Here is a 12945-nt window from a genome sequence, read left to right on the forward strand (position 1 = left end):
GCCTGGACAGGATTCAGAGCAGTTGTGCTTGCACGAATCCGGCGAGCAGCACAGCGAAGCCGCCGATCTCGCCCACGATGAGCGCCGCCATGAACGCCGTTGTGCCGCGGACGGGATGGCGGAACTGATTGCCGGTGTCCCGACGCCGACCGTGAAGGACATAGCTCGCGATCGCCGCGACGAAGAACGCCACGACGACTCCCGCCGCGACGAGATCGACTGCCGCCGGCCAGCCGCTCAGCTCGACGAAGACAGCGATCAGCAGGGTCGCGAACGAATACAGCAATGCGGCACGATGTGCGATGTCCACATAGGGGTGAGCCCTGTGGCGCTCCGAGTGGATCATCTGCCGGTATTTCCATACGCCCAGCACCAGGGCCGCCATGAAGATCAGTCCTGCCAGCAACAGCACGACGATGGTGTCGTCCCCCAGGGGCACGGCGCTACGCATGACGGGCCTCCGGGAAAAGGTCGAGTGGCGAGGCCGGCTCCGACCCGTCGTGAGAAACGGCGAGTCCGCCGCCTGAGGCGACCCGTGTGACCGTTCTGGCCGACCGTGAACTGACCGTCGCTGATGCTCGTCCCTCTCTCAGCGCTTCTCGCGGTGCCACGCCCCACTACCTCTCCGATAACTCGAACATATATGTTCGGGTTATCGGAGCCTATCTGACTCTTCGGCACAGGGGCGACAACTGAGGGCTTCCACGCCGAACCTGCGCGCCCGTACGTGAGGCCCGCGACCGGGGCGCGCTCGTGGTCGGCGTCCCGCCCCGATTCGCCTGGCCACCGCTACGGCCGCGCGGCCCCGGCGGCGGGATCCCCGACGGCGCTCGCGCCCTGGCTCGTCACCCGGTGCCCGGCTTCCTCAAGGACGGTGATGGCCTGTTGTTTCCTCAGCTTGGGGACCAGAACCAGGTCGGCATGGAAAGTCGAGGCGACGAACACCGGGATCGCCGCCTCCGCCAGCGGCTTGACGATCGCGGACAGCATTCCGGGAATGTCCAGGCCATGTGCTGTGGCGCCTCCGTAGAAGCCGATCCACTGCTCCGCCGCGTCCATCCCTCTGGCCTCACGGACCACGGTCAGCCCTTCCGGGGCGCGGACGAGCACCAGCCAATCGTCCTCGGGCGGCCCTCCATGCGGCAGATGCTCGACGGCGAAAGCGGGAGACATGATGTTGAGATGCTGGGCGGTGGATGCGTTCATGGGCATGTGTCTACCAGGCGCCCCTTATTTCGACCCCCATCTATCTTGACGAACGTCTAAGTAGCGTGGGATCGTCGTGCCTGATTCGACATGGGTCGAAGTCTTGATGGCCTCGACCTCACACCCGCAGAAGGGAAACCGCCATGACGACGGACCAGACCAGCGGCGGCTTCATCGGCGACCTGGCAGAGGCTTTCGCGCCGCCCGCCGCCGGTGGCTGCTGTGGAGCTCCTGCCGCCGCCTCCGCGGCCGGTGACGCGGCCGACCTGGCAGAGGCAGCCGCAAACGCCTGCTGTGGCAGCACGGCCGCCGCCCAGCAGGCCGCTCAGGCCGGTTGCTGCGGTCAGGCCCCGGCCGCCGCCCCGGCTGTCGAGGCAGCCGCCACCGGCTGCTGCGGATGACCTCCACCATGCCGGACCTCCCTCAGGCGCCCGGCCTGGCCGCCGTCGTGGAGCGGGTGTCGGCGGCGCGGATGCAGGCCACGGTGCACGAGCTGGCCCGCGACCACTACGCCGGGCGGCGCGTGGGCACCCCCGGAGGCAGGGCCGCCGCCGCGTGGCTCGCCGAGCGGCTGCGCGAGCTGGGCGCCGAGGTCGAACTCGACTCCTTCCCCGTCACCGACGTGCGGGAGCTGTATGCCACCCCGGTGCTCGAATGGAACGCAGGCGGCCAGGCGCTGCGCCTGGAGCACCGGCGGGACTTCGTCGAGCACCTCGCCTCGGCTGAGTTGCCGGACCCGCGCACCGCGCCGCTGGCCGCCGTCTCCGAGGCCGACCTGCGCGGCCGATGGGTGCTGGCCGAGGCCGGAGACTGGGCGCAGGCGTGCGAACGAGCCGAGGCCCACGGCGCGGCCGGCGTGCTGACCGCGCGCGGCACCGATGCCGAGGGGTGGATGCCCAAGATGATCGCCGGACCGGCCACCCGAGCCGTCCCGATCATCGCCCTGCGCCCCGACCTGCACGCCCGCCTGGCCGACGCGCCGGCCGCCGGGCCGGTGCGGGTGACCGCGTCGATGCCGCTCCGGCAGATCTCCACGGACGGCCGCAACGTGCACGCCCGCTTCCCCCACGCCGGAGGAACGGGGAGCGGGCCGCGGGTGCTGCTGGCCGCGCACTACGACGGCGTCGGCGACGACCCCGGCCTGCGGCTGCCCGCGGCCGCCGACAACGCCTCCGGCGTGGCCGCCGTCCTGGAGGCCGCCCGCGTCCTGACGGCGGCGGACCCGGCCGTCCGGGCCGAGTTGTCGGTGGTCTTCCTGGACGCCGAGGAGGCCGGGGCATGGGGCTCGGCCCATCACGCGCCCGCGCTGCCGTCCGACACATTGGTGATCAACCTCGACGGCGCCGCGCACCTGCACCAGGCCGCCTCGGTCGAGGCCGGGGGCCCCGCCCACGCGGTGCTTGCCACCCTGGACCAGGCCGCCCGCCTGACCGGCGTGCCGCTGCGAGCGGGCGCGATGGCCTCCGACAACCGCCGCTACGCCGCCGCCGGCCTGGCCGCGATCGGCATCGGCATGGGCATGCCCGGCTACCAGACCCCCGCCGAAACCCCCGACCGCGTCGAACCGGGCACCCTCGTGGCGGCGGCCCGGCTGCTGGTCGCCACCGTGGGGCTGCTGGCCGCCCGGACCTCGATCTGATCAGGCCCATGGCCTAACCGGTGACGTCGAGTTCGGCGTACATGCCGGCCGAGTAGTGGCCCGGGAAGTTGCACAGCAGTTCGTATCGGCCCGGTCGCAGTGTCAACGTGGTCCAGCTCGTGGATCCGGGAGCTATGCCGTTCCCGGCGCCCGGCCCGCACGTACGAGACGCCTCGCCGAGGCTACCCGCCTCGCTGACGCGCCCGTCCGAACCGGTCACCCGCCGTCCCGGCGCGTGCCCCGCCGGGAGCGGCAGCACGACGACCTCGTGGGCGAGAACCCCCTCGTTGTACGCACGCAGCGAGACCTTGCCGGCTGGAACGCTCGAAGGCGTGGCCGTCAGTCTCATCCGCGTGCCTGATCCCATCTCCGCGAGGGACACATCCACCACATGCCCTTGAAGCGGTGGCGCAGTGCACGCAGGCTGCTGATGTGGCGTGGTCGCCGCACCCGACGCGGCTCCTCCCAAGCCGAGGTTTGCGCACATGACGGCGCTCATCGCTGCGTAACTGATTGTGTGCAGCCACATGCTCCGCACCTCCGTCGCTCCGCCTCCGCTTGAGGCCGGCCGTCCTGAGGCTCTGGGTGAGGACACCTCACCCAGGTCCCCTGCCCCGACGGAGCCATGGCATGCCCACGCCCACATCCATCTGGTGGGATCGGATCGAAGTGGAACTCGGCTGGAGAAGCGGCCATCGACGTCGTCCAGTGCAGGAGAGTCAGCCAGGCAGCAACTCGCCGAGCAACTTCTCCACCCGGAGGCGGATGTCGTCGCGGATGGCTCGGACGGCGTCGATGCCCTGTCCGGCGGGGTCGTCGAGCTTCCAGTCCTCGTACCGCTTGCCGGGGAAGATCGGGCAGGCGTCGCCGCAGCCCATCGTGATGACCACGTCGGAGGCTTGGACCGCGTCGACGGACAGGACCTTGGGGCGGGCGGCGGTGATGTCGATGCCGACCTCGGCCATGGCCTCGATAGCGACCGGGTTGACCCGCTCGGCCGGGGCGGAACCGGCCGAGCGGACCTCGACGCGGTCGCCTGCCAGGCGGGTGAGCCAGCCGGCGGCCATCTGGGAGCGTCCGGCGTTGTGCACGCAGACGAACAGGACGCTGGGCTGGTCAGACATGCACGGGCTCCTTGGCGAACAGGCGGCGGCCGGCCAGGCTCACGTAGACCAGGGCGACCAGGACGGGAACCTCGATGAGCGGGCCGACCACTCCGGCCAGAGCCTGGCCGGAGGTGACGCCGAAGACGCCGACCGCCACCGCGATGGCCAGCTCGAAGTTGTTGCCGGCGGCGGTGAAGGCCAGGGTGGTGGAGCGCTCGTAGCCCAGGCCGATCAGCTTGCCGGCCAGGAACGACCCGCCCCACATGAGCGCGAAGTAGGCCAGCAGCGGCACCGCGATGCGCGCGACGTCGCCGGGCTGGGCGGTGATCGTGCCGCCTTGCAGGGCGAACAGGATGACGATGGTGAACAGCAACCCGTACAGGGCCAGCGGGCCGACGCGTGGCAGGAAACGGCTTTCGTACCAGTCCCGGCCGCGGGCGCGTTCGCCGAGCCGGCGGGACAGATATCCGGCGGCCAGCGGGATGCCGAGGAAGATGAGCACGTACTGGGCGATGTCCCAGGCCGAGACCTCCAGCGCGGCCTGCGCGAGGCCGAGCCAGCCGGGCAGCACCTGCAGGTAGAACCAGCCCAGCGCGCCGAACGCGACCACCTGGAAGACCGAGTTGAGCGCCACCAGCACGGCGGCGGCCTCACGGTCGCCACAGGCCAGGTCGTTCCAGATGAGCACCATGGCGATGCAGCGGGCGAGCCCGACGATGATCAGGCCCGTGCGGTACTCGGGCAGGTCGGGCAGGAAGATCCAGGCCAGCGCGAACATGACGGCCGGGCCGAGCACCCAGTTCAGCACCAAGGAGGAGAACAGCAGGCGGCGGTCACCGGTGACGGCGCCCAGACGGTCGTAGCGGACCTTGGCCAGCACCGGGTACATCATCAGCAGCAGTCCGAGCGCGATCGGCAGGGAGATGTCGCCGATCCTCACCGCTTCCAGCGCGGTGTTCAGGCCCGGGACGAGCCGTCCGAGCAGCAGTCCGGCGGCCATGGCCGCGATGATCCAGACTGGCAGGAACCGGTCGAGCGTGGACAGGCCGGCGATGACGCCCTGCGCGGGCGCGGTCGAAGAGGACATGGCGGCGCTTCTCAGACGGTCGCGGGCACGTCGAGCAGGGCCGACAGCTCACCCAGCGTCTCGGGCACCAGCCGGTAGTACACCCAGGAGGCGCGCCGCTCGGAGGTCAGCAGCCCGACCTCTTTGAGCACCTTCAGGTGGTGGCTGATGGTCGGCTGGGACAGCTCGAACGCGCCGGTGATGTCGCACACGCACACCTCGCCGCCGGCCCGGCTGGCCACGATCGACAGGATGCGCAGCCGCACGGGGTCGCCCAGCGCCTTGAACACCCGCGCCACCCCGGCCGCCTGCTCGGCGTCCAGGGGCTCGCGCATCAGCGGCGGGCTGCACTCCAAGAGCTCCAGAGGTTCCACGTCTTCTCCGTATAGACAGTTATCGAAATCGATTCCTCTCTATATTGACATGTATCAAAGCCAGGAGGACCCGGCGGAGCTTGGGGGAGATCTCGTACGGCGAAGGGCGCAACGCGGCTCCAGCCGAACGGCAGTCCGCGAACCGCCGTTCCGAACGGCGACTCAGACCCCGGTCAAGGTGCTGCGGCGTTCGATCATCAGCACGTCCCGCCAGAGGCCGCGGTGACAGCCGATGCGCTCGCGGGCGCCGACCACCCGGAAACCGAGGCCCTGATGCAGGGCCAGGCTGGCGGCATTCTCGGGGAAGACGCCGGACTGGATCGTCCAGACGCCGGCATCTTCGGCGGCGGCGACGAACGCCGCCAGCAGTGCCCGGCCGATGCCGTGAGCCTGGCAGCCGGGGTGGACGTAGATGCTGTGCTCGACCACTCCGGCGTAGACCGGGCGGGACGAGACCGCCGAGGCGGCCACCCAGCCGAGCACCTCGCCGGAGTCGCTGTCGGTCGCCACGTAACGCAGATGCGGCAACCGGCTCGAGGTGAACCCCTCCCAGCTGGGGGCGGTGGTCTCGAAGCTGGCCTGGCCGGTGTCCAGTCCGGCCTGGTAGATGGCCAGCACCTCGGCGGCGTCGCCCTCGCGCATCGGCCGGATCTCCAGGCCGGGCCCGATGGCGGGCTTGACGGCCTGGACGCTGGCCGAACGCACGCCGTCTCCGTGGTCGGCGGTCATCGTGATCGTGACGGCGACGAAGCCGGCCGCGACGAGCAGGTCCCGGTACTCCTGCACGGTGAGCGATCCGGCGGCGCAGCCGATGCGCTGCTCGGCCCGCCGTCGCGCCTGCTCGTCGAGCACCTGGACGGCGACGACGTCGCTGACCCCGAACCGGCCCCCCGGTCGCAGCACCCGGTACGCCTCGGCCAGCACCGCCGCCTTGTCGTCGGACAGGTTGATCGCGCAGTTGGAGATGACCACGTCAACCGTGTGGCCGGGCAGCGGGACCGCTTCGATCGTCCCGTGCAGGAACTGCGCATTGGCGACACCCGCCTGTTCGGCGTTGCGCTGGGCCAGTTCCACCATGGCGGGGCTGGCGTCGAGGCCGAAGACCGTGCCGTGCGGGCCGACCCGGCGGGCTGACAGCAGCGCGTCGATGCCGTCACCGGATCCAAGGTCGAGCACCGTCTCGCCGGCGTGCAGCTCGGCGATGCGCTGCCCGCTCAGCGCGTTGCGGGCCAGGGCGGAGTAGTGGTCGGCGATCTCGTCGTGCGCCATGGGTCTCCTCAGTCGCAGACCGGTGCGGCCGGCACGGGGTTGCCCATCACCACGTCGGCGGCGGTGGGGAAACAGCTCACGCAGGCTTCGTTGATCCGGTACAGGCTGGACGTGCCTTGCCTCTCGACCAGCACGAACCGCACCTCGGCCAGGATCTTCAGGTGGTGTGAGACGGTGGACTGGCCCACCCCGGAGGCGGTCACGATCTCGCCCACGCTCATCGGCGCGCGCCTCCGCGCAAGCAGCGACACGATCTGAATCCGAGTGGCGTCGGCCAGGGCCTTGAACCAGCTCGCATACTCCTCAGCCTCGGCGCGCGGCAGAGGCCCCTCTGTCTCGTTCATCGAAAATCGACGATAGTCGATTCATGGCGGGCGTGGAAGCCTCTCATGGCACACGCCGCGAACACCGGCTCGCTGGACGCGACCCGCTCGCCGCGCCTGCCGTCGCGACTTGGCGTCCCCGACGCCGAAGCGCAGAGGCGACGAACGGATGCAGGGCGAGCGGAGGGCGGGCGCGTGGCAGGCCAGGCCGGAGACGCGGCAACCACCAGGAGCAGGACCAGCGCTGTGCGCGTGACGAAGCTGATCAACGGCAGGACCAGCGGACGAGCAGCTGACCCAGCTCGTCGGCGAGCCGTCCACCCGGCCCGAGGACTTGCCGACCCTGTGGGCTCGGCACGACGCGCGCCTGCAGCGGCGCGGATGCAGGCGCCGGCGGAGCCGACCTTCGGAGAGTGGCGGCCCGTAGGGAGCCGGCGCCCACGACGAACCGAAGGGCCCAGTGCTCAAGCCATCATGAGACCGCATACCCTCCGCGGCCGGCTGATGGCCGGAGTGCTGGTCCTGCTCGCGCTGGCCTGCGCCACGATCGGCGTGGGCACCTCGATCGAGCTGGAGCGCTTCCTGGTGGACCGGCTGGACCAGCAGTTGTCCATGGCGGCCGGCCGGTTCGCCGTCATACTCGAGCACCGCCGGGAGGAGGAGCGCGAGCGCAGCGACAGCCGTGGTCAGTCGATCGGCACCCTTGGCGTGCGCATGGTGAACGGCCAGGTGATCAACGCGGCCGTGGTCCGGTCCCGTAGCGCGGACGACGCCGAGCCCAGTCTCTCCGCCCAGGACGTCGCCGCCTTGGCCGCCGTACCGGTGGACGGGCGCGGCCATGCCGTGGAGCTGTCCGAGCTGGACGACTACCGGGTCATGGCGACCCGGGGCAAGGACGGCGACGTGCTCATCGACGGGCTCCCGATGGAGGGAGTCGAGGCCACGGTGCACCGGCTGATGTTGGCTGAGTCGGTGGTGTTCGCCGTGGTGATGGCCGCGGCGGGGACGGCGGGCGCGCTGTGGGTGCGGCTGTCCCTGCGGCCGCTGCAGCGGATGGCTGCCACGGCGCAGCGGGTCAGCACGCTTCCGTTGTCCAGCGGTGAGGTGGCGCTGCCCGACCGCGTACCGGTTGAGGACCAGCGTACGGAGATCGCCTGATGTCCCCCGAACGCCGTCCAGGAGCCGAGTTCCTGGTCTGGTCGTGCGTCCACGGCCTGGCGGTCCTGCTCATCGACGGCCCCCTGCGCGGACTCCCCGACGAACTCGCCGATCCAGCCGTGCACGACCTGATCGACCTCATCGAGAAGGGCCTGCGACCAGACACCAAGTAGTGCCGTGTCAGGTCTGCCCGGCGAAACTGGCGCGGCGGGAGGCCGCGACTCGGCGTCGGGCGACAGCCGGTCCCAACGCTGCGTCACGTCGAGTTCGGGCAAGAGCCGGCATTTCCTAGTGAAGCACCGCCCGCTGCCCGAACGGATCCCACTTCACCACGACGATCCCCTTGTATCGCTCTGCGAGTCTGTGGCGCAGATCCTGGTCGAAGCTGTTCGTCTCGACGACGACCCGGTTGGCCTCCTCGTCGATCCACCCCGCAGGGGCGGCGGGCTCGTCCTGGAGCTCATCCGCGTGGAACACGCTGCTCAGCGCCGCTTGACTGTTCGCCACCCGGCGCACCTCCGGCACGATGTCGTACCTGACCTGTCTCCCCTCGGACCAGTACGCCCCCGAGAGCACCGCAGCGGCCAGCGCGCGTCCTCGCGCCGTGACGTAGGGGGCGACGAGCCGGTACGGTCCGCCATGGGCGATGTACGGCGGAGCAAGGTCGTCCGGATGCGCCTCGGCCCGCTGCTCCGCCAGTAGTTGTGCTCGGTTGAAGGGCTCGATGCCCTCGTAGGACCTGAGCATCACGGGCGAGACGAGGCCGCACCGCCGTTACCGAGCCTTTTCCTCCGAGGGCATGGGTGGTGCCGCGCACGCCCGGGCGGTGTGACGTCCGGCTCGGGGCACGTCAAGCTGACGCTTCCGGCGGAGCCGTACGACGTCGGGACCACCACGAAATCCGGGAAGACGAACGTCACGGTGACCGACGACCCCGGCACTCCCCGGAAGATCGTCGTCACCGGGGCGGGGGCCCGGGCGGGTTCCGCGTCACCTCTGCTGTCCCGGTGCGGCGTCCTGCGTCCAGCGGCGGCGGTAGTCGCCGGGGGTGGTTCCGTACTGCTGGCGGAAGGCCAGGTGGAAGCCGACCGTCGAGTGGTAGCCGACGCGTTCGCCGATCCGGCTGTGGGGGAGCGTGGTCTCGCTCAGCAGGCGTGCGGCCTCCTGCATGCGGCGGGCGGTCAGGTGCCGGATCGGCGCCTCGCCGACCAGCTCGCGGAAGGTCGCCGCGAACGCCGAGCGCGACATCCCGGCCTGGGCGGCCAGCGACTCGACCGTCCAGGGCTCGGCGAACCTCGTCTGTACGGCGTGCAGCGCAGTCCCGATCGCCGGGTGACGCAACGCCCGCAGGACCGGCGAGCCCTCGGCCATCTCGCCCACCGCCGCCCGCAGCGCCAGCACGAAGACCAGCTCGAAGGCGCGCAGCGCGACCAGCGTCGCGCCGGGCTCGGCCAGGTCCCATTCGCCGGCCAGCCGTCCGAGGGTGCCGCCGAGCAGCCCGTGACCTTCCACCGTGGCCCGGTCGAGCACCAGGACGGGCGGCAGCGCCCGGTAGATCGGCGAGCCGGCGGCCCGGTCGTAGTGGAGCCCGCCGCAGAGCAGGACGGTCCGCTCGCCGGGCCCGCCCAGCTCGACGGTGCGCACGCCGCCCTGCGGCCGCTCGGGCAGCACAGCCGCGAGCGGCACGGCGGGACGCCCCGGCCGGTCGCCCAGCCGGTGGGCGCTGCCGTGCGGGAAGACGGCCAGGTCCCCGGCGCGCAGCAGGACGGGCTCGGCGCCGGGCAACTCGACGGCACACGTGCCCTCGTGCACGTAGTGCAGCAGCGCGCAGTCCTCGGCCTCACCCGCGACGCCCCAGGGGGACCCGGCCTGCCAGCGGCTGTGGAAGACGCCCTCCAGCCGCAGCGGGGCCAGCAGAGCGCTCAGCAGGTCACCATCCACCGGACGATCCTTAAACAAACTGATAGTTCGCTTTATAGAGCGTATCGCCGACTCGGTGGAGGCTGTCCGGCATGACCTTTCTTGTGATCGGCGCGGCAGGCGCCCAGGGCGGCGCGGTCGCGCGGCGGCTCGTCGCCGAGGGGCACACGGTACGCGGCCTGACCAGGAGCGGCCGAGTGCCGCACGGAGTGGAGCCGGTCGCCGGCGACCTCGGCGACGCCGAGGCGGTGAAGGCGGCCTTCGCCGGGGTGACGCACGCCTCGGTGACGCTGCCCATGGTCTACGAGCCGGACACGGTGGCCGCCCACGTCCATCATGTGCGCGACGCCGCGCTGGCGGCCGGGGTGCGGCGGCTGGTGTTCAACACCGCCAACCGGCTGCCCGAGGCCGCCACGCAGGTGGCGGCCTTCGAGACGCGCCGGTGGGCGGTGCGGACGCTGCGGTCGGCCGGGCTGCCCGTCGTGGTGCTGTGCCCGCCGGTCTACCTGGACAACCTGGCCGCGCCGTGGGTGACGGGCCCGCTGGCGGCCGAGGGCGTGCTGCGCTACCCGCTGCCCGCCGACCTGCCGGTGCCCTGGCTTTCGCACGACGACCTGGCCGCCGCCACGCACGCCGCGCTCGTGCGTGACGATCTGGAGGGAGCCGTGCTGAGGCTCGGCGGGCCCGACGTGGTGACCGGCGACGAGCTGGCGGCCGCCTTCGGCGCCCGTTACGCCGCTCAGGATCCGGCCGAGTTCGAGTCGGGCCTGACGATGGCGCTGGGCGCGCCGACGGCCGCCGCGGTGGCTGCCACCTACCGCTGGGCCGCCGCCGACCGCGACCTGTTCGCGGCCGACCCCGCGGTGGCCGATCTGCTGGGCCTCCGGCTGACGCCCCTACGCACCTGGATCGCCGCCCAGCCCTGGGCGAACCGGTGAACGGCGTCGAGGCGGAGATCGTCCGTCACCACGAGGTCATCGCACGCTGGCTGACCGGCGCCGCCGCGCGGGAGGAGTTCGCCTGCTTCGCCGACGCCCACGCCCCCGGCTTCACGCTCGTCACCCCCGACGGCCGGACGCTCACCCGCGACCAGGTCCTCGCCGAGGTCGAGGCACTCCACGGCAGGGCGCCAGAGCTGACCATCGAGATCCGCGACGTACGGATCGTCGCCTCCGACGGCGCGCTCGTGGCGGCCACCTACCAGGAGGTCCAGCCGGATCGCACCCGGCAGTCCACCGTGGTCCTCCAGGCCGCCACGTGGCTGCACCTGCACGAGACCTGGCTTCCGTGACGTCCCCGGAGGAGCAGCTCACGCGCGTCACCGCAGCACTGGCCGTCACAGCGGGATCCGGGGGCCGGGCGGGCGGCTGCCCGGGCGGGGGTCCCGGCGGTCCGAGGCCAGTTCGCCAAGGGGAGCACCACGTTGCTCGGGCCGAGGTCGATGGTCACGGCTGCTGCCCAATGGTGCCTACGCCGCCGTCGTCATGAAGGTACGGCCGCCGCCGGCGCCGGCCGTCTCCTCTTGTCCTCCGCTACAGCACGCGGACGTTCTCGGCCACGTAATCGAAGCTGTCCTGTGACCGTTCGACGCAGTCGAATTCGACCTCGTCACCTGCCTCCAGAACGCGATACCCGCTCGCCGAGATATCGCTGAAGTGCACAAACGCATCACGATCTGCCGGAAGGTCGGGGGAGGAGATCGCTCCCCACCCCTTCTCGGGCAGGAAGAACTTCACCGTGCCTCTAGTCATGATCGTATTCTCGCTGTCCCCCTCGGGGACGGCCACTGGATTTAGAAGCGGCTCAGGAGGTCGGATCCCTGCTTGGCCATCAGCCGGGCACCCACGCACCACGCTCGACGCCGCCACCAACCTGCTGACCATCCACGCCATCGGCGCGCCGCGCGATTCAGAGCCGAGGCGCGGGGCGGCGATGTGTGGCAGGGACCTCGAACCCGTACCTTTCGCCGAGAGCGCGAACGTCCGGCCGCAACGACGTGGTTCCAGTCGGTCGCGCCCTGTCGTGGCCGCGGCTGGGCGGCGGTGCGGCCCGGGATCATCGGCGCTTGGCGGACGTCCGCGTTCCGGCCTCCTCGGCGGCGCGGCCGGCGCTCCAGACCATCGTCCGTTGGTGGACCCGCCGGCCGTCGTGGCGGAGGCCGGGAACCAGTGGCGCCGGGCCGTGCTCGGCGAAGCCCATGCGCTCGAAGAACCGCACCGCCCGGCTGTTCTCGACCAGGGTCTGCAGGTGGCAGCCGGGAGATCCGGCCTTCCTGAGCCGGTCGAGCCATCGGCTCATCAGCCCGTCGGCGGCGCCTGTCCCTCGCGCCTCGGGCGCCACGTTGATGTGCAGGTGCGCGGGCCACCTGGCGTCGGCGAACTCGCCGGCGCCGGGCTGCCCGCGGATCGCGGCCCACGCCAGATCGGCCAGGCTGCGCGCGAAGAAGGCCGCGGGCCTGGGCCGGAAGACCAGCCGGTAGGTCCGCATCGCCTGCTCCATGCGCTCGCCCTCGCCGGGGAACCGCGCACTGTCGAGGCATCCCGTCAGGTAGCCCACCAGGGCGCCCCCGGCGACGGTGACGAAGAGCGAGTCCGGCTCCAGCTCCATGTAGGGGTCCAGGTAGACGGCCGCCTCCGAGTCCGTGTGCCCCCACAGAGATGCCGTGGGAGCGCCCTCGCCCACGCGCTCGAACAGCTCGGCGCGGTCGCTCGGTTTGAACGTACGGATCTCCATGACGCCTCCCTCATGGTGTACGATCTACTCTGTACGTCATACACGATTATGAGGCTATATGACGTACACAGATTCCGGCCGCGCGAGAGGATGTTCGATGGCAGAGCTGCCACCCGTCGTGGCGCGGATGTGGGGCCGCGAACCCATCACG

The 12945-nt window shown here is 71.3% G+C and carries 18 protein-coding genes; 6 read left to right on the forward strand and 12 right to left on the reverse strand.

All coding sequences use genetic code 11. The annotated features are described in order from the left end of the window. Positions 1-13: 13 nt before the first annotated feature. Together AB0C33_RS36980 and AB0C33_RS36985 are read right to left on the reverse strand one after the other, a co-directional pair. Positions 14-451, reverse strand: coding sequence for a hypothetical protein (locus tag AB0C33_RS36980; protein WP_358296241.1), 438 nt, complete (start codon positions 449-451; stop codon positions 14-16). Positions 452-789: 338 nt separating this feature from the next. Next, a complete protein-coding gene (locus AB0C33_RS36985) occupies positions 790-1206 on the reverse strand; it encodes an ACT domain-containing protein (protein WP_358296243.1) in 417 nt (138 codons plus the stop codon). A 143-nt stretch (positions 1207-1349) separates the two neighbouring features. Between AB0C33_RS36985 and AB0C33_RS36990 the strand changes: the two genes are divergently transcribed. Together AB0C33_RS36990 and AB0C33_RS36995 are read left to right on the forward strand one after the other, a co-directional pair. Continuing rightward, a complete protein-coding gene (locus AB0C33_RS36990; protein WP_358296246.1) occupies positions 1350-1607 on the forward strand; it encodes a hypothetical protein in 258 nt (85 codons plus the stop codon). A gap of 8 nt (positions 1608-1615) precedes the next feature. Beyond that, positions 1616-2845 (forward strand): M28 family peptidase, encoded by a 1230-nt coding sequence (locus AB0C33_RS36995; protein ID WP_358296248.1) that lies wholly within the window; start codon positions 1616-1618, stop codon positions 2843-2845. A gap of 13 nt (positions 2846-2858) precedes the next feature. On the opposite strand, the gene AB0C33_RS37000 is transcribed toward AB0C33_RS36995, so the two are convergent. The 6 genes from AB0C33_RS37000 to AB0C33_RS37025 all read right to left on the reverse strand — a co-directional run bounded on the left by AB0C33_RS37000 (position 2859) and on the right by AB0C33_RS37025 (position 7004). Beyond that, a complete protein-coding gene (locus tag AB0C33_RS37000; protein ID WP_358296251.1) occupies positions 2859-3194 on the reverse strand; it encodes a sulfocyanin-like copper-binding protein in 336 nt (111 codons plus the stop codon). 370 nt (positions 3195-3564) lie between these two features. After that, a complete protein-coding gene (locus tag AB0C33_RS37005) occupies positions 3565-3969 on the reverse strand; it encodes an arsenate reductase ArsC (protein WP_358296254.1) in 405 nt (134 codons plus the stop codon). Next, positions 3962-5038 carry an ACR3 family arsenite efflux transporter gene (gene arsB, locus AB0C33_RS37010; protein WP_358296257.1) on the reverse strand — a complete coding sequence of 359 codons (1077 nt, stop codon included), beginning with the start codon at positions 5036-5038 and terminating at the stop codon, positions 3962-3964. Before arsB ends, AB0C33_RS37005 begins: the two co-directional genes overlap by 8 nt. A gap of 11 nt (positions 5039-5049) precedes the next feature. Then, the gene (locus tag AB0C33_RS37015; RefSeq protein WP_229824702.1) at positions 5050-5391 is read right to left on the reverse strand and encodes a metalloregulator ArsR/SmtB family transcription factor; all 342 of its coding nucleotides are present in this window, start codon (positions 5389-5391) and stop codon (positions 5050-5052) included. Between the two features lie 162 nt (positions 5392-5553). Beyond that, a complete protein-coding gene (locus tag AB0C33_RS37020) occupies positions 5554-6660 on the reverse strand; it encodes a GNAT family N-acetyltransferase (RefSeq protein WP_358296260.1) in 1107 nt (368 codons plus the stop codon). Positions 6661-6668: 8 nt separating this feature from the next. Continuing rightward, on the reverse strand, positions 6669-7004 hold the full coding sequence (locus tag AB0C33_RS37025; RefSeq protein WP_358296263.1) for a metalloregulator ArsR/SmtB family transcription factor: 336 nt from the start codon (positions 7002-7004) through the stop codon (positions 6669-6671). A 453-nt stretch (positions 7005-7457) separates the two neighbouring features. Between AB0C33_RS37025 and AB0C33_RS37030 the strand changes: the two genes are divergently transcribed. Together AB0C33_RS37030 and AB0C33_RS37035 are read left to right on the forward strand one after the other, a co-directional pair. Continuing rightward, entirely contained in the window at positions 7458-8141 is a 684-nt protein-coding gene (locus AB0C33_RS37030) for a hypothetical protein (RefSeq protein ID WP_358296265.1), read from the forward strand. Further along, on the forward strand, positions 8141-8314 hold the full coding sequence (locus tag AB0C33_RS37035; protein WP_358296267.1) for a TetR-like C-terminal domain-containing protein: 174 nt from the start codon (positions 8141-8143) through the stop codon (positions 8312-8314). The genes AB0C33_RS37030 and AB0C33_RS37035 overlap by 1 nt, the downstream gene beginning before the upstream one ends. A 115-nt stretch (positions 8315-8429) precedes the next feature. Here AB0C33_RS37035 and AB0C33_RS37040 read toward each other — a convergent pair whose 3' ends face one another. Together AB0C33_RS37040 and AB0C33_RS37045 are read right to left on the reverse strand one after the other, a co-directional pair. Further along, the gene (locus AB0C33_RS37040) at positions 8430-8888 is read right to left on the reverse strand and encodes a hypothetical protein (protein WP_358296270.1); all 459 of its coding nucleotides are present in this window, start codon (positions 8886-8888) and stop codon (positions 8430-8432) included. Between the two features lie 243 nt (positions 8889-9131). Further along, positions 9132-10082 (reverse strand): AraC family transcriptional regulator, encoded by a 951-nt coding sequence (locus AB0C33_RS37045; protein ID WP_358296273.1) that lies wholly within the window; start codon positions 10080-10082, stop codon positions 9132-9134. 71 nt (positions 10083-10153) lie between these two features. Between AB0C33_RS37045 and AB0C33_RS37050 the strand changes: the two genes are divergently transcribed. Next, positions 10154-10999 carry an NmrA family NAD(P)-binding protein gene (locus AB0C33_RS37050; RefSeq protein WP_358296276.1) on the forward strand — a complete coding sequence of 282 codons (846 nt, stop codon included), beginning with the start codon at positions 10154-10156 and terminating at the stop codon, positions 10997-10999. Continuing rightward, positions 10996-11352, forward strand: coding sequence for a DUF4440 domain-containing protein (locus tag AB0C33_RS37055; RefSeq protein ID WP_358296280.1), 357 nt, complete (start codon positions 10996-10998; stop codon positions 11350-11352). Before AB0C33_RS37050 ends, AB0C33_RS37055 begins: the two co-directional genes overlap by 4 nt. A 241-nt stretch (positions 11353-11593) precedes the next feature. Here the strand turns inward: AB0C33_RS37055 and AB0C33_RS37060 are convergent, their stop codons facing one another. Both AB0C33_RS37060 and AB0C33_RS37065 read right to left on the reverse strand, forming a co-directional pair. After that, positions 11594-11812: a cold shock domain-containing protein gene (locus AB0C33_RS37060; RefSeq protein ID WP_358296283.1), complete on the reverse strand. Its 219-nt coding sequence runs from the start codon at positions 11810-11812 to the stop codon at positions 11594-11596. A gap of 304 nt (positions 11813-12116) precedes the next feature. Then, positions 12117-12794 carry a GNAT family N-acetyltransferase gene (locus AB0C33_RS37065; protein WP_358296286.1) on the reverse strand — a complete coding sequence of 226 codons (678 nt, stop codon included), beginning with the start codon at positions 12792-12794 and terminating at the stop codon, positions 12117-12119. Positions 12795-12945 lie beyond the last annotated feature (151 nt).

This window comes from Nonomuraea sp. NPDC048881 (assembly GCF_040649795.1).
GTDB lineage: Bacteria > Actinomycetota > Actinomycetes > Streptosporangiales > Streptosporangiaceae > Nonomuraea.

Coding starts and splice junctions, on each gene's coding strand:
- AB0C33_RS36980 (WP_358296241.1), bottom strand. CDS start 451: ATGCGTAGCGCCGTGCCCCTGGGGGACGACACCATCGTCGTGCTGTTG.
- AB0C33_RS36985 (WP_358296243.1), bottom strand. CDS start 1,206: ATGAACGCATCCACCGCCCAGCATCTCAACATCATGTCTCCCGCTTTC.
- AB0C33_RS36990 (WP_358296246.1), top strand. CDS start 1,350: ATGACGACGGACCAGACCAGCGGCGGCTTCATCGGCGACCTGGCAGAG.
- AB0C33_RS36995 (WP_358296248.1), top strand. CDS start 1,616: ATGCCGGACCTCCCTCAGGCGCCCGGCCTGGCCGCCGTCGTGGAGCGG.
- AB0C33_RS37000 (WP_358296251.1), bottom strand. CDS start 3,194: ATGAGACTGACGGCCACGCCTTCGAGCGTTCCAGCCGGCAAGGTCTCG.
- AB0C33_RS37005 (WP_358296254.1), bottom strand. CDS start 3,969: ATGTCTGACCAGCCCAGCGTCCTGTTCGTCTGCGTGCACAACGCCGGA.
- arsB (WP_358296257.1), bottom strand. CDS start 5,038: ATGTCCTCTTCGACCGCGCCCGCGCAGGGCGTCATCGCCGGCCTGTCC.
- AB0C33_RS37020 (WP_358296260.1), bottom strand. CDS start 6,660: ATGGCGCACGACGAGATCGCCGACCACTACTCCGCCCTGGCCCGCAAC.
- AB0C33_RS37025 (WP_358296263.1), bottom strand. CDS start 7,004: ATGAACGAGACAGAGGGGCCTCTGCCGCGCGCCGAGGCTGAGGAGTAT.
- AB0C33_RS37030 (WP_358296265.1), top strand. CDS start 7,458: ATGAGACCGCATACCCTCCGCGGCCGGCTGATGGCCGGAGTGCTGGTC.
- AB0C33_RS37035 (WP_358296267.1), top strand. CDS start 8,141: ATGTCCCCCGAACGCCGTCCAGGAGCCGAGTTCCTGGTCTGGTCGTGC.
- AB0C33_RS37040 (WP_358296270.1), bottom strand. CDS start 8,888: ATGCTCAGGTCCTACGAGGGCATCGAGCCCTTCAACCGAGCACAACTA.
- AB0C33_RS37050 (WP_358296276.1), top strand. CDS start 10,154: ATGACCTTTCTTGTGATCGGCGCGGCAGGCGCCCAGGGCGGCGCGGTC.
- AB0C33_RS37060 (WP_358296283.1), bottom strand. CDS start 11,812: ATGACTAGAGGCACGGTGAAGTTCTTCCTGCCCGAGAAGGGGTGGGGA.
- AB0C33_RS37065 (WP_358296286.1), bottom strand. CDS start 12,794: ATGGAGATCCGTACGTTCAAACCGAGCGACCGCGCCGAGCTGTTCGAG.